The following is an 18180-nucleotide window of genomic DNA, read 5'->3' on the forward strand; positions in this document are numbered from 1 at the left end:
AATAGAAAAGGAGCTCCACTGCTTTGAGCTAATAATCGGGTTAAGCTTAAAGTTATATGTGAGGCCATTGATCAATCACCCCTGGAAGCCGTATTTCAATTAGCCATTCTCAAGTAGAAGAGGGCTGTTCATTGATATTTAGCAATAAAGATTATTGTGTTATAAACAAAATTCTCTTGTTTTAGTGAGTGTACATATAGCTCGACATGGTAGGGCCTATATTTTTACTCTGCAAGCCACAGCAATTTTATAGTTTGTATTTCGATTTTATGCAATTCAGCAACTTACTTTGCTTATATAAAATTTTCATCCTTAGGCGTTTTTATTTCGGTCGCGGAGCAGGTTCTTGTACTTTTCAAGTAGAACTTTATGAAGGTGCCACACAGAACTTTCTAGAGCAGAGCTCATGATCTAATCGTTTATTCTCGCAATAATTAGATCACCAGTAATGCTAGTCAAGTGCGGCTCCGGCCGTCAGATTTTGGCCTTGGTATCCACCTCCCCACACCCCACCATCGCCAACCCGCTCTTCTCCATGAATGCCCCGATCCCCGGCAGAGCCGCGCGGGCCTTGGGGTGGATGTCGTGGAACAGCAGGATGCCGCGGCGCCAGAGCAGCATCAGGGTGATCAGGCGGTCCTGCATGGCGGCGGGCTGCAGTTTGGCGTTCCAGTCCTGGGAGTCGATGTTCCACAGCACCACGCGGCCGTCGCGGGCCTTCAGATAGGCGACCTGCTCCGCGTTGCGCTGTCCGTAGGGCGGGCGGAACCAGGCGCCGCCGGCCGGGCCGGCGGGCTGGACGCGGGCGATCAGGCGGGCGGTCTTGTCCAGCGAGTCCTGCCAGCCGGCCAGTTTCTGGTGGGGTACGTGGCTGTAGCCGTGGGAGGCCAGGCACTGGCCCTGGTAGCGCTCGCCCAGGCTGGCGGCGGATTCCCTGGCCAAGCGCCGTTCGAGGTTTTCGCCGAGGACGAAGAAGAAGGCGCCGGCGCCGCGTTCGCGCAGCCAGTGCAGCAGCCGCTCGGTCTCGTCGTTGCCCGAGGGGCCGTCGTCGAAGCTCAGGGCGAACTGCCGGTCGGGCAGTTCGAAGCCGTTCAGCTCGCTGCCGTCCAGCCGGGCGATCTCGCTGGTGATGCGCGGGAACAGTGCGGCCAGGCGGACCTGCTCGTAGAGATAGGTGGCGTGGAAGCCTTCGGCGGCCTGCCGCCAGGCCTGGGTCGTCGCGTCCCCCGTGGCCTGGCCGGCCAGTTGCACCAGCGCCGGCCAGTCCGCGGCCGGCGGGCAGGTCGCCTCGCCGTCGCAGCCGCGGCTCGCCGCCCGGTAGTTGGCCAGCAGGCGCCGGCGGGTTTCCTCCAGCCAGCGGGCGACGCCCTCGGCGTTGGGCGTCTTCACCCCGGTGAAGGTCTGGATGGCCGCCGTGTCGGCCAGCGGCGTGCGCTCGATGACCCGCACCAGGGCGAGGATCTCCTGGCGCGAAGCCCGGTCGAAGCGCTGCGGGCTGTCGATGCTTTCCGGCCAGAGCGTGCGGTCGTAGCTAGCGAGCTTCGCCGGTCCCGCCGCCGAGGCTCCGGTACAGAGCAGCGCCAGCAGGGTGCCGGCCAGCCAGGGCCCGAGCGGCCGGGTTGTGCGCGAACGGCTCATGCGCTTCCCTCCCCGCTCAGCGGCCGAGTCTTTCGTTCATGCGGGCGATGGCCTTGTCGTACACCGGGTTGGCCTTGTAGTTCTGCGCCCACAGGAAGTTCTGCAGCGCCTGCTCGAACTTGTTCTGCGCCTCGAAGATCCGCGCGATGTTGTAGTGCGAGCTGGCCAGCACGCTGTCGCGGGTGGTGCCGCGCGCCAGGGCGATCGCCTGGCGGTTGGCCCAGATGGCGTCGGCGAACTGGTTCTGCCGCTGGTAGGCCAGGCCGAGGTTGCTGAAGGCCTGGGCGTAGGTGGGGTCGTTCTTCAGCGCTTCCTTGTAGTAGAACACCGCGTCGTCGTATTTCTTCGCGTGGTAGAGCGTCTCGCCCTGCTTGTTCTGTTCCTGCGCGAGCTTGGCGGTGCGGCGGATGTCGTGGGCGCGGGCGATGGGCTCGACGAGCGCGGCGCCGTTGAACAGCTCGATCTCGGCCAGGCCGTTGTCGCCGCTCTGCGCGTCCTCCAGCACGACCTTGAAGCGCGACACCTGCAGCGGCGCCTCGAGGGCGAAGGCCTGCGCGGTCTGGCCCGGCTTGAGGTCGTAGAAGCGCTTGTCCTCGTCGTTGATCAGCACGCCGACGCGGCGGAGCGTGCTGCCGGCCGGCAGGGTCAGGGCGAAGCGGTCGATGCTCTGCGGCGCGGCGAAGTTCAGCGCCACCCATTCGCCGACGCCGGCGCCGGACACGCCCTCGGCCCAGGCGCTGGCCGGGTTGCCGTCGATCGCGTTGTGCGGCGCGAAGCGGCTGTCGATGCCCTGGAAACCGTCGACCCGCGAGGAGGCGCTGACCCAGCTCGGCGCCTGGTACTGGGAGACGCCGCTGCCCTCGCTGGCGCCTTTCACGGCGACTTCCAGCGCCCGCCAAGTGTTGTCGTAGTCCGGGCGGCTGGTGGTCAGGGTCAGGCGGTAGTTGCTGGCCGAGCCGCCGGCGATCTGCTCGACGATCCGCTTGAACTGCCCGGAATCCTTATCGTAGAAGCTGCCGGCCAGGGCATCGGCCATCCAGCGGTACTGGTCGAGGTTCGGGCCGACCACGTTGAGCACGGCGCCGAGCTTCTTCAGGTCGGCGAGCACTTCCTGAGTCGTCAGCGGGGTGACGACATCGGCGCTGTGGAAGGAGGCGTCGGTGATCAGCACGAACACCTTGCGCCGCGCCGGGTCGTGGCTCAGCGCGGTGACGCCGTAGCGCAGGGCCTCCAGGGCGTTTTCCGGCTCGTCGCCGCCGCCGTCGGCGCGCAGGGCCGCCACCGCGGCCTTGAAGTCGCCGGCCGAGGCGGTGAAGTCCACCTTGTGGCGCAGTTCGTCGCCGAAGGAGATCAGCGCGAAGCGGTAGTCGAACCCGGAGGTCTGGACGATGTTGGCGAATTCCAGAGTGCGCTGGATCAGCCCGTCGATCTCCTCGGCCATGCTGCCGGTGTCGTCGAACGCGAAGACGAAGTCCACGCCGCGCGCGTCCGCCGTCTCCGGGGTCAGGCTCTCGACGCCGACGATCACCGTCTCGCGCAGATCCTCGGTGACGCTGAAGTGCTCCTTGGTCAGCCCCTGGATCGGCGCGCCGGTTTTGGCGTCGCGGACGTTCACGTCGACGCTGAGGGTCGGGAAGCGGCTGGCGACCGGCTGGATAAGGACCTCCGCCGTGCCGGCGGCCTGGGCGACGCCGGCGGCGAGCAGGGCCAGGACGAAGACGGATCGATGGAGGGTGCGAGACGGGAACATGACGGCTCCTTGTCGGGGGAAGAGGTAAAGGGACGATGCTTGAAGGCCGCCCGGGAGCGGGCGGCGGCAGGCGGCAATTATCTGGTCCCGGCGTGGGCAGCGTTGCCGGGCAGCCGGCGGATTTGTGCGCGGGGTCTCAGCCGTGCTGGCGGAGATGGACCACCAGGGCGCTGTCCATGGTCTTGGCGTGCAGGTCGAACCACGCGGGCAGGCTGTCGTTCAGCCAGGCGCGGGCCATCTGCGCGCGGCCGGCCGCGGCGCGCTGGCAGAAGCGGTCCATGTCGCCGAGGATGCGCTGGTGATTGGCGCGGTGCTCGCCGAAGGCGGGATAGGCGGAGGCCTGCATCTTCGCCTCCTCGTCGGCGAAGTGGCGGCTGGTGTGCTCGAACAGCGCCTTGAAGGCATCGGCGAACGCCGCTCCCTGGGCATTCGCGGCGGCCAGGCAGAGTGCGAGAAATTCGCGGTGGGTGTGGTCGATCGCCTCGTCGCCCAGGGCGTAGCTGTCCTGGAAGCGCTCCAGCATTTCTTGGGGGTCGGCATGGCGGAGGGTCCTTGTGTGGCAGGGCGCACGCAGGATACGGCAAGCCCGCGACCGGCGCACGGCGCCATCCGCCGAGCCCGGATAACCAAGGGCGCGGCGTCTTTTCCTCGGCCTCGTCAGGCCGCCGGGCGGTTCAGTGTCGTATTGCCATCATCGGCCGACACGCTTTGTCGCGTTGTATACAAACGAACATATCGCCTACGAGATCGGCGTATACGCGACATGCCGATACCCTTCCTAAAACGACATACATTGTTGATTTTAATGAACTAAATATTTAAAATTTATTTCAGGCATATGTATTGCATAAATGCGCCAAACAGGAATGGCATAGCCGGATATATAAAAAAGGGATGCCGGCTTCGCAGCGGTGGCGGGAAGGACGCAGTCGCCCGGAGCCTCCTGGCAGGCAGGCTGTAGCGAAGGAATCAGCGCGAGCATATCGCTCGCGATGCATTTTGCTTGCCGCTTGCGCCGCATCGGCGCGGAGCGTTCGTGATCCACATCAAGAGAATGATTTATTTTCGCCAGAAAATATCAATCTCAATTTTCAAATTGAAACACAAATGTCATTTTCAGCCGCCGGCGCGCAGCACTCGCCCGGATGGGGCCGGCCCATGGACAACGTGCATTTATTCATCGGAGAACAAGGAACACATGAACAAGTCCACCCTGACCCTGGCCGTGACGGCGGCCGTCCTGAGTCAGACCTTGCCGCAACAGGCCGGCGCCGCGGGATTCTTCGAAGACAGCAAAGCCACGCTCAGCACGCGTAACTTCTACTTCAATCAGGACATCCGCAACGAAGATCGCGCCGGTTCCGAGGAATGGGGCCAGGGCTTCGTGCTCGACTACCAGTCCGGCTTCACCGAAGGCCCCGTCGGCTTCGGCCTCGACCTGCTGGGTTCCTACGGCCTGCGCCTGGATGCCGGTGGCGATGCCGACAAGAGGAATGCGCTCACCGAGTCCGATCGCGTTCCGGGACAGGTCTTCCCGCTGGAAAGCAACGGCAAGGCCAAGCGCGACTTCGGCCGTCTTGGCGTGACCGGCAAGATGCGCTTCTCCAAGACCCTGGTGCAGTACGGCACCCTGCGCCCGCGCCTGCCGGTGGTGATCGCCAACGACGGCCGCCTGCTGCCGCAGACCTACGAGGGCGGGCAGGTCACCGTCAACGAGCTGAAGGACTTCACCTTCGTCGCCGGCAAGCTGGAGCACTCCACCGAGCGTAACTCCAGCAACAGCGACAGCCTGTCCATCGAGGGCTCGAACAGCGGCAGCGTTGCCCAGGCCAGCAACGAGTTCTACTACGGCGGCGCCGACTACCGGGTCAACAAGGACCTGACGCTGCAGTACTACTACGGCAACCTGCGCGACTTCTACAAGCAGCACTTCTTCGGCCTGCTGCACAACTGGGCGCTGCCGGTGGGCTCGCTGAAGACCGACCTGCGCTATTTCAGCAGCGATTCCGACGGCGAGAACGGCAGCGCCTCCGGTCGCGCCGAGGGCTACCGCGCCAACGGTTACTGGAGTGCCAACTCCTCCAACCGCTACGAAGTGGACAACCACCTGTGGAGCGCCCTGTTCACCTACAGCCTGGGTGGCCACTCGCTGGGCGCCGGCTATCAGAAGATCACCGGCAACAGCGACTTCCCGCACCTCAACCAGGGCGCGGGCCGGGTGCTCTACCTGATCACCGACGCCCAGGTGCACAAGTTCCACAACGCCGGCGAGAACACCTGGGTGGTCAAATACGCCTACGACTTCGCCAAGGTCGGCGTGCCGGGCCTGAAGGCCGGCCTGAACTACTTCAGCGGCGACGACATCGACGCCGCCGGCAGCGACCGCCGCGAATGGGAACGCGACTTCCGCCTGGATTACACGGTGCAGTCCGGGGCGCTCAAGGGTCTGGGTCTCACCTGGATGAGCGCCGCCTGGCGCGGCAACGACGTCAACCAGCGGGACATTGACGAGAACCGCCTGATCGTCAACTACAGCATCCCGCTGCTCTGATCCCGTCCCCGCCGAGATCGCAGGGACGCGATTTCATCCCGGGTGTCCGCCGGCGCAACGCCGGCTCGCCGCCCGTCTCCGCTACAGCGCCTCTTCCTCGACTGGCTGCACTCCGCTCGCCTCGATGGCATAGGCGGCGTCCGCCAGGTCGTTACTGACCTTCTCCACCCGCAGCTTGCCGTCCACCCACAACGGGATCGAGATGTCCTCCACGCGGATGCCCTTCGGATAACGGACCAGGACGATCTGGTTCGGCGGCGGCGGCGGCAGGTGGATGCAGGCGCCGGGATAGGGCACCAGGAAGAAGGTGGTGCTGCGCCCCTGGCCGTCGTTCTCCAGCGGCACCGGATAGCCGCCCAGGCGGATCTCCCGGCCGTTCAGCGCCGGCACCGTCTTCGCCGAGTACATCACCGCCGGCAGATCCCTGGCCTTCTGCTTGAGACCGCCCTTGGCGGTGAAGTCGCCGTCGGCTTCCGGGGTGTCGTGGCTGATGTCCGGCATGTCCTCCAGAGCCTGGCGGTCGTCGGCGGGCATCAGCTCCAGCCAGTCCAGCTCGGGCGGCTCGGCATGCGACAGGGAGCTGGCGAGAAGCAGGGTGAAAAGGAACGATGATCGGCGCATGGAATCGAATCGGCGAGTGATAATGATGAGAAGGAGGGAACTGCAGCGGCATCATGGCATCGAGCGAAGCGCCGATAAAGGGCAGCGCCGCGGAAACTGCCAGAGAGCCGCCGGCCTTTTCGTCTGCTGGCGTTGAAAAGCAGCGGCGTTTGGCTATACCGCATAAAATGACGTCCAGGCGTCAGTTCCCACGCATCCCACCGGCGAGTCATGCGCATGAAAACCCATTCCCCGATCCTAGCCCTCCTGCTGGCCTGTGCCTGCGTGCTCGTCATGCCCACTGCCCGGGCCGTCGACAAGACCCCGCCGACCCGCACGCCACCGCCCCTGGAACTGGCCTCCGCCAGCGCCCTGATCGTCGACCTGGACAATGGCAAGGAGTTGTTCGCCAGCCATCCAGACGTGGTCGTGCCGATCGCCTCGATCAGCAAGCTGATGACCGCCGTGGTGACCCTGGATGCCGCACAGCCGCTCGACGAAGTGATCCCGGTCCTCATCCACGACACCCGCGAGCTGCGCGGCGTCTACTCGCGGGTGCGGGTCAACAGCCACATCAGCCGCCGGGAGATGCTGCGCCTGGCCCTGATGTCCTCGGAGAACCGCGCCGCGGCGAGCCTGGCGCACAACTATCCGGGCGGCCACGCGCGCTTCGTCGCGGCGATGAACGCCAAGGCGCGCGCGCTGGGCATGCGCAGCACGCGCTTCGTCGAGCCGACCGGCCTGTCGGAGCTGAACGTCTCCACCGCCCGCGATCTGGTGCGGCTGCTCAGGGCCGCGCGCCAGTACCCGCTAATCCGCGAGCTGAGCACCACGGCGAGCCGCAGCGCGTATTTCCAGAAGCCGAACTACGTGCAGAACTTCAACAACACCAACCCCCTGGTGCGCAATCCCGCCTGGCGCATCGAGGTCACCAAGACCGGCTTCATCAACGAGGCGGGCCACTGCCTAGCCATGCTCGCGGTGGTGCAGAACCGGCCCGTGGCCATGGTGCTGCTGAACACTCTCGGCAAGCACTCCCATGTCGGCGATGCCACCCGCGTGCGGCGCTGGCTGGAAACCGGCAAGACCACGCCGGTTCCCCTGGTGGCCCAGCGTCACAAGCAGCGGAAGCTGCTGGAATGGCAGAAAACCCAGGCCACCGCCACCGCTCAGGACTTGCGCAGATAGCCGTAGATCACCAGCAGGAGAATGGCGCCGATCACCGCGCCGATGAAGCCGGCGGCCTCGCCGGCGCGGTAGATGCCCAGCGCCTGGCCGCCGTAGGTAGCCAGGAGCGAGCCGCCGATGCCGAGCAGGATGGTCATGATCCAGCCCATGGCCTGCCTGCCCGGCATGAGGAAACGTGCAACCACGCCGACCAGCAGGCCGATGAGGATGGTGCCGAGGATGCCCATCGCAGAGCCCTCCCAGAAGTCCGTACCCCCCTCAGCCTAGTCAGGCTCCGGCACGCCCGCCATCAAGGCAGCTGGCCATGGGTGCGGCTCAGTCCCTGGCGATCAGCGCCTCGACGTCCTCGATACGCGCCTCGAGGGTCGCCAGGTCCTTGCTGCGCAGGGTGGCGTGGCCGACCTTGCGCCCGGCCTTGAAGGCCTTGCCGTAGTGGTGCAGGTGGCAGTCGGCGATGGCCGCCACCCGGTCCACCGGCGGCACCGTGCCGATGAAGTTGAGCATGGCGCTCTCGCCGACCTTGGCGGTCGAGCCCAGCGGCAGGCCGGCCACCGCGCGCAGGTGGTTCTCGAACTGGCTGCACTCGGCGCCTTCGATGGTCCAGTGCCCGGAATTGTGCACCCTAGGAGCGATCTCGTTGGCCTTCAGGCCGCCGTCGACCTCGAAGAACTCGAAGGCCAGCACGCCGACGTAGTCGAGCTTCTCCAGCACGCGGCCGACGTAGTCCTCGGCCAGCGCCTGCAGCGGGTGCCCGCTGCTGGCCACCGACAGGCGCAGGATGCCGCTCTCGTGGCTGTTGTGCACCAGCGGGTAGAAGCGCGTCTCGCCGTCGCGGCCGCGCACGGCGATCAGCGACACCTCGCCGCTGAAGGGCACGAAGCCTTCGAGGATGCACGGCACGCTGCCCAGCTCGGCGAAGGCGCCGGCGACATCCGCAGGCTGGCGCAGGACCTTCTGGCCCTTGCCGTCGTAGCCCAGGGTGCGGGTCTTGAGCACCGCCGGCAGACCGATCTCGGCCACCGCGGCATCGAGGTCGACCTGCGAATGGATGTTGGCGAATTCCGGGGTGGGGATGCCCAGGCTCCTGAACAGGCTTTTCTCGAACCAGCGGTCGCGGGCGATGCGCAGCGACTCGGCGGAGGGGTAGACGGGGACGAACTGGGAGAGGAAGGCCACGGTTTCGGCCGGCACGCTCTCGAACTCGAAGGTGACCAGATCGACCTCGTCGGCCAGCTGGCGCAGGTGGTCCTGGTCGCCGTAGTCGGCGCGGATGTGCTCGCCGAGGGCGGCCGCGCAGGCGTCCGGCGCCGGGTCGAGGAAGGCGAAGTTCATACCCAGCGGGGTGCCCGCCAGGGCCAGCATGCGACCCAGCTGGCCGCCACCGATCACGCCGATCTTCATCTTGAGGCTCCCCTTGCTCACGCGTCGCGCGGATCCGGATTGTCGAGCACGGTACGGGTCTGCTCGTCGCGGAAACGCTTGAGCGCCTCGTGGTACTGCGGGTGCTTGGCGCCGAGGATGCTGGCGGCGAGCAGCGCGGCGTTGATCGCGCCGGCCCGGCCGATGGCCAGGGTGGCGACCGGCACGCCGGCCGGCATCTGCACGATGGAGAGCAGCGAGTCGACCCCGGAGAGCATCGACGACTGCACCGGTACGCCGAGCACCGGCAGGTGGGTCTTGGCCGCGCACATGCCCGGCAGGTGGGCGGCGCCGCCGGCGCCGGCGATGATCACCTGGATGCCGCGCGACTCGGCCTGCTCGGCGTACTGGAAGAGCAGATCCGGAGTGCGGTGGGCGGAAACCACCTTGACCTCGTTGGGGATGCCCAGCTTGTCCAGCATCTCCACGGTGTGACAGAGGGTGCTCCAGTCCGACTTGGACCCCATGATCACGCCTACCAGTGCGCTCATCGTCGTGCCTCTTCGTTGGCGCCCGCAGGCGCGTCAAAAAACAACAAGCCACGCTGGCAGGGCGTGGCTTGGCGGGGGACGAACCTTTCCGGATTTGAGAGAGGCTCGCATTATCAAGCGGCGGAGTATAACCCAAAGGAGAGCGCGGAAGTGCAGACGCGTGGACCTCCCGTCCGGGTTACCATGCCCGTTCCACCTTTTCCGAGATCAGGCCATGTCCACCATCAACCGACTCATGGTCCTCTACAGCGGCGGCACCATCGGCATGCAGGCCAGCGCCCGCGGTCTGGTGCCGGCCGCCGGTTTCGACGCGCGCCTCAACGAACGGCTGGCCGCCGAGCCGCAGCGACGCATGCCGCCCTGGCGCTACCGCGAGCTGAGCCCGCCGATCGACAGCGCCAACATGAACCAGCACCACTGGCTGGCCCTGCGCGATGCCGTCGTCGCCGCGGTCGAGGAGGACGGCTGCGACGCCGTGCTGCTGCTGCACGGCACCGACACCCTGGCCTACAGCGCCGCGGCGCTGAGCTTCCTGCTGCTCGGCCTGGGCGTGCCGGTTGTATTGACCGGCGCCATGCTGCCATCGGACGCCTCGGGCAGCGACGCCTGGGACAACCTGTTCGGCGCCGTGGAGGCCCTCGCGCAAGGCGTGGCGCCCGGCGTGCACCTCTACTTCGGCGGCCGTCTGCTGCACGGTGCCCGCGCCACCAAGCTGGGCAGCGCGACCTTCGGCGCGTTCGCCGAGCTGCCGCGCCAACGCCACGGCAGCCGCGCCGCCGTCCTGCCCGCCACACTTGACTACCGGCGAATTCGCCAGCCGGTGAGCCTCGCCGTGCTGCCGCTGTTCCCCGGCCTGCAGGCGGCGCAGCTGCGCGCCCTGCTCGGCAGCGGCGTGCAGGGCCTGCTGCTGGAGTGCTACGGCAGCGGCACCGGTCCCTCGGACGACGCCGACCTGCTCGCCGCGCTGCGCGAGGCCCGCCGGCGCGGCACGCTGCTGCTCGGCATCAGCCAGTGCCCGCACGGCCACGTGGCGTTCGGCACCTATGCCGCCGGCAACGCCCTGCACGAGGCCGGACTGGTCGGTGGCGATGGCATGACCCGCGAGGCGGCGCTCGGCAAGCTGTTCGCCCTGCTCGGCGCCGGCCTCTCGGCGGACGAGGCGGAATACTGGCTGGCACAGGACCTGTGCGGCGAGTGCGCCGACTAGCGGAGTGCGCCCCTCAGTAGAACCCGCAGTGGAGCACCTCGGCCTCGGCCAGCTCCCGCCCGCTGCTGTCGTAGAGCACGGCGTAGACCTGGGTCGCCATGGCCCAGGCTTCCAGCCGGTAACGCTGTCCGGCGGCGAAGCTCGGATAGCGCAGGCGCAGCCAGCAGCTGGTGGCCTGCGGATTGCGGCCCGTCGGGGTGCCTTGGTAGTAGTAGCGGTAGATCGCCTCCAGCTCGCGGGCGCCGGGGCCGACCTGGAAATAGCGGCCATCGCTCAGCCGCCGGCCGTCCAGCCGCTCGGCCATCAGCAGGCTGGTCACCTCGCGGGCCTCCAGCTCGACCCAGGCCATCCGCGGGTCCGGCTCGGGCAGCGGACTGGCACAGCCGGCCAGCAGCAAGGGCAGGATCAGCCAGAGGAGTCGTCCGGACATGGGCAGCCTCGCGGGAAAGACGCGGCCAGACGTCAGGCGCCGTTGCCGCAGCCACTCTCCCGACCGCTCGCCACCATCCGGCGCTGGTCGTCGTAGAGTCTGGCCCAGGCGCGGAAACCGACGTCGCCGACCTCCAGACTATACCGCTGGCCGGCGATGAATTCCTTGTAGTTCAGGCGAATCAGGCAATTGCGCTCGTAAGACGCGCTGCCCGGGCCGATGTTGCTGCCCGCCACCTCGAAGCGATAGCGCATGCCCAGCTCGTGGGCGCCGGGGCTGACCTGGAAGAAGCGGTGATCGTCCAGCGCCTTGCGGTCCACCTCGGCGGCGCGCAGCGAATGGGGCTCCGGCGGATTCAGCTCGATCCAGGCCTGGCCGGGATCGTGTCGCGGCAGCAGCAGGTTGCAGCCGCCGAGCGTCAGCAGACAGGGAAGCAGGAGGAGAACGCGCATGATGAAGCTCCGGGATGTCGTGATTATGGAACCGGTGGGCACTGGAAAAACCGGACCGGCTCCCGCCACATCGAAGCCCGGATTGTCCGTCTGCTGCCTGTACACTCCCTTGTGCACGGACGAGCGAAACGCTCGCCTCTCCTTCTTGAACGCCTGCAGGGCCACCGGGTTCACCGGATGAAATTTTTCAGCTCACTCGACAACCTTACCCTGCGCGGGGTTCCCCTGGTGCTAGCCGTCTGTCTGAACGGCTGTTCCACTTTCGACTATTACCGTCACCTGGCCAGTGGCCAGCTCGAACTACTGCGCCGCCGCGAGCCGGTCGCCACGCTGGTCGCCGACCAGGCCCGCGACCCCGTGCTGCGCCAGCGCCTCGCCCAGGCCCAGGCCGCGCGCACCTTCGCCAGTGCGCGGCTCGGCCTGCCGGACAATGCCAGCTACCGCCTCTATGCCGATCTCGGCCGGCCCTATGTGGTGTGGAATCTCTTCGCCACCGAGGAGTTCTCAGTCGAGCCGCAGCGCCACTGCTACCCGATCGCCGGCTGCGTCGCCTATCGCGGCTTCTACCAGCTCGGCCGGGCGCGCGGCGCGGCGGCGCTGCTGCGCCAGCAAGGCCTGGACACCTACGTCGGCCCGGTGGAGGCCTACTCGACCCTCGGCTGGTTCGCCGACCCGATCCTCGCCGGCATGCTGCGCCACGGCGACGACGAACTGGCCGCGCTGATCTTCCACGAGCTGGCCCACCAGCGGCTCTACGCGGCGGGCGACACCGCCTTCAACGAATCCTTCGCCAGCTTCGTCGAGCGCGAGGGGCTGCGCCAGTGGCGCGCCAGCCGCGGCCTGCCGCCGCCGGACGAGCGCCGCGCGCGGTACGGCGAACAGTTCGCCCGCCTGGTGCTGGACAGCCGCGAACGTCTGCGGAAGCTCTATGCCAGCGGCCGGCCGGCGGACGAGCTGCGCCGGGGCAAGGCGGCCGAATTCGACGCGCTGCGCCGGCGCTACCGGAGCCTGCGCGACGGCGAATGGCAGGGCGAGCGTCGCTACGACGCCTGGATCGAAGGCCCGCTGAACAACGCCAAGCTGCTGCCGTTCGGCCTGTACGACGGCTGGGTGCCGGCCTTCGCGGAAATATTCCGCCGCGCCGGCGAAGATTGGCCACGCTTCTATGTCGAAGCCGAACGCCTGGCGCAGCTGCCCGCCGCCGCGCGCGAGCGACGCCTGGCCGAACTGCAGGCCGGCGCGCCATCCTCCCTCGCCACCCAGGAGAGCACACCATGAACAGATACTGCCTTGCCCTCGCACTGCTCCTGCCGAGCGCCCCGCTGCTGGCGGCGACCAAGCCCTGCGCGGAGCTCAAGGAGGAGATCGAGGTGAAGATCCAGGCCGCCGGCGTGACCTCCTACACCCTGGAGATCGTGCCCAACGCCGAAGTGACCGACCGCAACCTGGTGGTCGGCAGCTGCGAGGGCGGCAGCAAGAAGATCATCTACCAGCGCAACGACGGCAGCCGCCGGCGCAGCGAAACGCCGGCGCCCGCGCCGGCGGATATTCCGGCCGATTGAGGCGGCGCCTCAGTCCTCGTGGTCGGCGAGCAGGTGCGGCTCCTTCACCGGCAGGTACTGTTCCGCCAGGTGCTGGTCCTTCAGCCGCACGTAGTTGTCGGCGCTGTAGCGGAAGAAGCCGCGCTCCTTGTCGTTCAGCGGGCGCGCCTGCTTGACCGGGCTGCCGACGTACAGGAAGCCGCTCTCCAGGGTCTTGCCCGGCGGCACCAGGCTGCCGGCGCCGATGATCACCTCGTCCTCGACCACCGCGCCGTCCAGCACGATGGCGCCCATGCCGACCAGCACGCGGTTGCCGATGCGGCAGCCGTGCAGGGTCACCTGGTGGCCGACGGTGACGTCGTCGCCGATCTCCAGCGGGTAGCCGTCCGGGTTGAACGGCCCGGCATGGGTCACGTGCAGCACGCTGCAGTCCTGGATGCTGGTGCGCGCGCCGATGCGGATGCGGTGCACGTCGCCGCGGATCGCCACCTGCGGCCAGACCGAGCTGTCGGCGCCGATCGCCACGTCGCCGAGTACCACAGCGGTGGGGTCGACGAAAACCCGCTCGTCCAGCGTCGGGGTGATGCCCTGGAAGGTTCTGATGCTCATGCCGAAGACTCCATGTGGGGAAGCCGTATCGTCCCGAACTGGCCCGGCGGGCGCAATAGCGCGGGCCGCCGCTCAGAAGTCCACGGTCGCCGACAGCGTCGCGGTGCGCGCCGCGCCCCAGGACACCCGGTTGCTGGTGCCGCCGCTGGAGATGAAGTATTTCTTGTCGGTCAGGTTGTCGACGTTCAGCTGCAGCTCGGTCTTCTTGCCGATCACGTCCGGCAGCGTCCAGGTGACGAAGGCGTCGTAGGTGGTGTAGCCGGGCAGCTCGAAGCTGTTCGCCGAGTCGCCCTCGCGCGAGCCGACGTAGCGGGCGCCGCCGCCGAGCCGTAAGGCGCCGGGCAGCAGGCTCTGCGGCAGGTCGTAGGAGAGGAACAGGCCGGCGACGTTGTGGGCGACGTTGACCAGCTCGTTGCCCTCGTTGGCCGGCGAATCCTCGAGCACCTCGGTATCGGTGTAGGCGTAGTTGGCGACCAGGTTCCAGCGCTCGCCCAGCTGCCCGTTGAGGCTGGCCTCCAGGCCCCGCGAGCGGGCCTCGCCGATCGCCCGGGTGACCTGCTCGCCGTTGATGGTCTCGGTGGTCTGGATGTTTTCCTTGCGGATGTCGAACAGCGCGACCAGGCCCGACAGCCAGCCGTTGTCGTAGCGCAGGCCGATCTCGTACTGGCGGCCCTCTTCCGGGTCGCTGCCGCTTTTCACCAGCGTGCCGGAGGCGATGACGTTCGGCTTGTAGGATTCGCTGTAGTTGGCGTACAGCGAGAACTCGTCGTCCAGCTTGTAGACCAGGCCGACGAAGGGCAGGTTCTTGCTCTTGTTCAGGTTGGTGCCCATCTGGCTGGGAATGCCCGACCAGTCCCGCTGCCGGAAGCGCTGGTGGCGCAGGCCCAGGGACAGGACCCAGCGCTCGCCGACATGGATGTTGTCCTTGACGTAGGCGGACAGCATGCGCACCCGCGAGCGCTGCTGGCTGTTGCTCGGGTTGACCACCTCGTCCTGTTTCAGGTTGCCGTAGTGCGGCGCATCCGGGTCGAAGCCCCAGGTGTTGGGGCCCTGGTAGAAGAAGCCGTTCGACTCGTCGTGACGCTCGTGGTCGGCGCCCAGGGCCAGTTCGTGGCGCAGTCCGCCCAGCTCCAGGTCGTTGAGCCAGTCGAGGGACGCATAGTTGCGGGTCCGCTCGACGTCCGGATTGCTGCGAAAACGCCGGCGCAGCTCGCCGGTCGCCGGGTTGTAGGCGTTCGGATCGGCCTGGTAGTCGCTGTAGGCGTTCTCGTTCCAGCCATAGTTGAAGCGCAGCCGCGAGGTATCGGAAAAGCGGTACTCCATGGCCAGGCTGGCGTATTGGCGCTGGCCGTCGATCCGCGTCCAGTGCTCGTCGAGCCGGTGCTGGCGGTCGCCGACCGCATGGCCGTTATAGAAGAAGGCGCCGCGGTCGAGGACCGAGGTGTAGTCGGAATACTCGTAGGACAGGTTGGCCGAGAACGCCTCGCTCTCGAAGGCCAGCGACGGCGCGACCAGCTTGTCGCGGTTGACGCCGTAGTTGCGCCAGTAGTCCTCGTCCTTGTGCTGGCCGATCAGGCGAAAGGCGAAGCCGCTCTCGCCCAGGGGGCCGGACAGATCGAAATAGCCGCTGCCGCCGCCTTCGCCGGACAGCTGCCCGCCCAGGGTGCTGCGCCACTGGTAGGTCGGCTTCTTGCTGATGACGTTGATCACCCCGCCCGGCTCCTGCATGCCGTAGAGCAGCGAGGCCGGCCCCTTGAGCACCTCGACCCGTTCGGTGGTGACGCTGTTGTAGTTGCGCCCTTCGCTGGTGCGGATGCCGTCGCGCAGGACCCCGCCGTCGCTGCCGTTGCCGAAGCCGCGCTTGACCAGTGAGTCCTGGGTGCCGCCGAAGCTGTTGCCGACGGTGATGCCGGGGACGAACTTGATGGTCTCCTCCAGATCGCTCACCGCGAAGTCGTCCAATACCTGCCGGTTGACGCTGTAGGCGGTCTGCGTCTGCTCCAGGAAGGGCGTCTCGAACTTGTCGCCGATGGCGCTCTCCGCGGCCCGGTAACTGCTGTCCTCGCCGGCCTCGCTGACGCTGATCGCCTCCAGCGCCATGCCGCCGCCGGTTTCCGCCAGGGGCTGCACCTCGTAGTGGCCGGCGCGGGTCGGCACGGCCTGCAGCCCGCTGCCGCCGAGCAGGATGGCCAGCGCCTGCTCGACCGTATGGCGGCCCTCGAGCGGCTGGCTCCGCTTGCCGGCGGTGAGCGTGGCGTCGCCGGCCAAGTAGATGCCGGCCTGGGCGGCGAACTGGGTGAGCCGCTCGGCCAGCGGGCCGGCGGGAATGGCGTAGTGCTGCAGCTGTTCCTGCTCGGCGGCCTGTGCGGCGCCGGCGCCGAGCAGGGCCGGCACCGCGGCCAGGGCGAGGGGAAGGGCCAGCGTCAACGGGGCGAGGGGAAGCGGGAGCGGAGGGCGTGGCGTGGTGACATGGGATTTCCCTTACTGCATTCGGTCGGCGCGAGGCCGTTGTCACCAACCAATTCGGACGAGCCGGCAAAACCGGAAGGGAAAATGAGAATTTTTATTAATTTCTTCGAAGGACGGGACGATGAGGCGGCTCACCGCCGCGCGTCGAGGCTCGTCCACCAGGGCAGCGGGCGGTGGATGGCGATCGGCAGGGCGCTTTCCAGCATGGCCAGGACCTGCTCGCTGTCGTGCAGCGGATAGGTGCCCATGACGCGCAGGCCGGCGACTTCCGGGGCGACCCCCAGGTGCCCGCGGTGGTGGCGGGACAGCTCCTCGACGAACTCCGCCAGGGGGAGGTCGTCGGCCACCAGGAGGCCGAGGGTCCAGGCCTGGCGGGCCGCCGCCGCCGGCTCGCCGGCACCGATGGTCCGGCGGTCGAAGCGCAGTTGCTGCCCGGCTTCGACGATGCGCGTGGCACCGCTGTCGGCGGCGCGCACCTTCACCGCGCCCTCGAAGACCGCCATCCGGGTGAAGCCGTCCTGCTGGGTCACGCTGAAGCGCGTGCCCAGCGCCCGCAGGCTGCCCTGCGCGGTGTCGACGACGAAGGGCCGGGGCTGCGCAGCGGTGTCGATCAGCACTTCCCCGGCGAACAGGTGCAGGCGCCGCCGCTCGGGCCGGTAGTCGGCGTCCAGGGCCGTGGCGCCGTTGAGCCACAGGTGGGTGCCGTCGGCGAGGACGAAGTCGCGCAGCTCGCCGGTCGCCGTGCGGTAGTCCGCCTGCCAGGCCATCAGCAGCTGCGGCAGAGGCGTGGCGCGCCAGCCCAGCCAGCCGAGCAGGGCGCCGCCCGACAGCACGCCCAGGGTGCGCAGCGCCTGGCGGCGGGAGAGATCCGTGCGGCGCGCCGCGCGCAGGGTCCGCGCGGCCGCGTCGCCGTCCTCCTGCAGGGTCGCGAAGCGCCGGGCGACGCGCTCCACGTACTGCCAGGCCTGGCGGTGCGCCTCGCTTTGCCCGTGCCAGCGCCGCCAGGCCTCGCCGGCGGCGGCGTCGTGCGGATCGGCGTGCAGCCGGGCGTACCAGTCGGCGGCCTGCTGGAGGATGGCGTGACTGGGTTTCGGCCCGGACAAGGGGTCAGACGAGTGCTTCATCGAGTTCGGCCTCGAGCAGCAGGCACTGGTACATCGCCTGGGCCATGTAGGTGGTCACGGTGCGCTCGGACACCCCCAGGCGCTCGCCGATGGCCTTGTAGCCGAGGCCTTCGAGCTGGGCCAGGAGGAAGGCCTCGGCGACCTTCTCCGGCAGGCGGGCGAGCATCGCATGCACCTGCTGCAGGGCTTCCAGCACCAGGGCACGGTGTTCCTCCGAGGGCGCCACGGCCTCGGGGCGGCCGGCCAGCACCTCCAGCCAGGCCTGCTCGACCTGCCGGCGCCGCCAGAAATCCACGCAGGCGTTGCGGGACATGGTATGCAGGCAGGCGCGGGCATGGCTGTCGCTGTCGAAGCGCCGCGGCCGGGCCAGCAGGCGCAGGAACACGTCGTGGGCCAGATCGGCGGAATCGCAGGCATCGCCCAGCCGCCGGTACAGCCAGGCGCGTATCCAGCCGTGGTGCTCGGCATAGTAGTGCGCCACCTGTTGCCGATAGGTCGTGTCGAGGGTCGACATGGCCGCTTACCGTCCGCTTGTCTGGGGATACAAATAAGATGAATTCTCATCTTATGCGGCCAATGCTTAGCAAGCAATGCATATACCGACATCCGGACATACGGTACGGAGCGATCCGCCGGCCAATCCGGAGTCCCCGCCACGGAGCGGCGATGCGCCAACAGTAGTATCCTTGCTGCGCTGTCGGGAATTTCTCA

At 67.6% G+C, this 18180-nt stretch carries 18 protein-coding genes; 5 read left to right on the forward strand and 13 right to left on the reverse strand.

The window, feature by feature from the left end:
- Positions 1-474: 474 nt before the first annotated feature.
- The 3 genes from Atro_RS13130 to Atro_RS13140 all read right to left on the reverse strand — a co-directional run bounded on the left by Atro_RS13130 (position 475) and on the right by Atro_RS13140 (position 3911).
- Positions 475-1638, reverse strand: coding sequence for a polysaccharide deacetylase family protein (locus Atro_RS13130; protein ID WP_497922901.1), 1164 nt, complete (start codon positions 1636-1638; stop codon positions 475-477).
- A 16-nt stretch (positions 1639-1654) separates the two neighbouring features.
- Positions 1655-3388, reverse strand: a complete 1734-nt coding sequence (locus Atro_RS13135; RefSeq protein ID WP_497922903.1) for an NADase-type glycan-binding domain-containing protein — start codon at positions 3386-3388, stop codon at positions 1655-1657.
- Positions 3389-3524: 136 nt separating this feature from the next.
- The gene (locus tag Atro_RS13140) at positions 3525-3911 is read right to left on the reverse strand and encodes a bacteriohemerythrin (RefSeq protein ID WP_497922905.1); all 387 of its coding nucleotides are present in this window, start codon (positions 3909-3911) and stop codon (positions 3525-3527) included.
- 675 nt (positions 3912-4586) lie between these two features.
- Between Atro_RS13140 and Atro_RS13145 the strand changes: the two genes are divergently transcribed.
- Entirely contained in the window at positions 4587-5939 is a 1353-nt protein-coding gene (locus Atro_RS13145) for an OprD family porin (protein ID WP_497922907.1), read from the forward strand.
- A gap of 81 nt (positions 5940-6020) precedes the next feature.
- Here Atro_RS13145 and Atro_RS13150 read toward each other — a convergent pair whose 3' ends face one another.
- On the reverse strand, positions 6021-6560 hold the full coding sequence (locus tag Atro_RS13150; RefSeq protein WP_497922909.1) for a DUF3299 domain-containing protein: 540 nt from the start codon (positions 6558-6560) through the stop codon (positions 6021-6023).
- A gap of 216 nt (positions 6561-6776) precedes the next feature.
- Between Atro_RS13150 and pbpG the strand changes: the two genes are divergently transcribed.
- Entirely contained in the window at positions 6777-7727 is a 951-nt protein-coding gene (gene pbpG / locus Atro_RS13155; protein ID WP_497922911.1) for a D-alanyl-D-alanine endopeptidase, read from the forward strand.
- On the opposite strand, the gene Atro_RS13160 is transcribed toward pbpG, so the two are convergent.
- The 3 genes from Atro_RS13160 to purE form a co-directional block, all read right to left on the reverse strand.
- Positions 7709-7954: a GlsB/YeaQ/YmgE family stress response membrane protein gene (locus Atro_RS13160; RefSeq protein ID WP_497922913.1), complete on the reverse strand. Its 246-nt coding sequence runs from the start codon at positions 7952-7954 to the stop codon at positions 7709-7711. The two genes, pbpG and Atro_RS13160, sit on opposite strands and share 19 nt — an antisense overlap.
- 88 nt (positions 7955-8042) lie before the next feature.
- Positions 8043-9128, reverse strand: coding sequence for a 5-(carboxyamino)imidazole ribonucleotide synthase (locus Atro_RS13165; RefSeq protein ID WP_497927679.1), 1086 nt, complete (start codon positions 9126-9128; stop codon positions 8043-8045).
- Between the two features lie 17 nt (positions 9129-9145).
- A complete protein-coding gene (purE, locus tag Atro_RS13170; protein WP_497922914.1) occupies positions 9146-9637 on the reverse strand; it encodes a 5-(carboxyamino)imidazole ribonucleotide mutase in 492 nt (163 codons plus the stop codon).
- Positions 9638-9851: 214 nt separating this feature from the next.
- On the opposite strand from purE, the gene Atro_RS13175 reads away from it, so the two are divergent.
- Entirely contained in the window at positions 9852-10844 is a 993-nt protein-coding gene (locus Atro_RS13175) for an asparaginase (RefSeq protein WP_497922916.1), read from the forward strand.
- A 13-nt stretch (positions 10845-10857) separates the two neighbouring features.
- Here the strand turns inward: Atro_RS13175 and Atro_RS13180 are convergent, their stop codons facing one another.
- The gene (locus Atro_RS13180; protein WP_497922918.1) at positions 10858-11274 is read right to left on the reverse strand and encodes a PA0061/PA0062 family lipoprotein; all 417 of its coding nucleotides are present in this window, start codon (positions 11272-11274) and stop codon (positions 10858-10860) included.
- 32 nt (positions 11275-11306) lie between these two features.
- Positions 11307-11726 (reverse strand): PA0061/PA0062 family lipoprotein, encoded by a 420-nt coding sequence (locus tag Atro_RS13185; protein WP_497922920.1) that lies wholly within the window; start codon positions 11724-11726, stop codon positions 11307-11309.
- Between the two features lie 177 nt (positions 11727-11903).
- Between Atro_RS13185 and Atro_RS13190 the strand changes: the two genes are divergently transcribed.
- Both Atro_RS13190 and Atro_RS13195 read left to right on the forward strand, forming a co-directional pair.
- On the forward strand, positions 11904-13004 hold the full coding sequence (locus Atro_RS13190) for an aminopeptidase (protein ID WP_497922922.1): 1101 nt from the start codon (positions 11904-11906) through the stop codon (positions 13002-13004).
- Positions 13001-13288, forward strand: a complete 288-nt coding sequence (locus Atro_RS13195; protein WP_497922924.1) for a DUF1161 domain-containing protein — start codon at positions 13001-13003, stop codon at positions 13286-13288. The genes Atro_RS13190 and Atro_RS13195 overlap by 4 nt, the downstream gene beginning before the upstream one ends.
- Before the next feature lie 9 nt (positions 13289-13297).
- On the opposite strand, the gene Atro_RS13200 is transcribed toward Atro_RS13195, so the two are convergent.
- The 4 genes from Atro_RS13200 to Atro_RS13215 form a co-directional block, all read right to left on the reverse strand.
- The gene (locus Atro_RS13200; RefSeq protein ID WP_497922926.1) at positions 13298-13876 is read right to left on the reverse strand and encodes a gamma carbonic anhydrase family protein; all 579 of its coding nucleotides are present in this window, start codon (positions 13874-13876) and stop codon (positions 13298-13300) included.
- A gap of 72 nt (positions 13877-13948) precedes the next feature.
- Entirely contained in the window at positions 13949-16303 is a 2355-nt protein-coding gene (locus Atro_RS13205) for a TonB-dependent siderophore receptor (protein ID WP_497922928.1), read from the reverse strand.
- Positions 16304-16476: 173 nt separating this feature from the next.
- Positions 16477-17469 (reverse strand): FecR domain-containing protein, encoded by a 993-nt coding sequence (locus Atro_RS13210; RefSeq protein WP_497922930.1) that lies wholly within the window; start codon positions 17467-17469, stop codon positions 16477-16479.
- Positions 17453-17983: a sigma-70 family RNA polymerase sigma factor gene (locus Atro_RS13215; RefSeq protein WP_497922932.1), complete on the reverse strand. Its 531-nt coding sequence runs from the start codon at positions 17981-17983 to the stop codon at positions 17453-17455. The genes Atro_RS13210 and Atro_RS13215 overlap by 17 nt, the downstream gene beginning before the upstream one ends.
- Positions 17984-18180: the final 197 nt, after the last annotated feature.

This window comes from Azotobacter tropicalis (genome assembly GCF_059739045.1).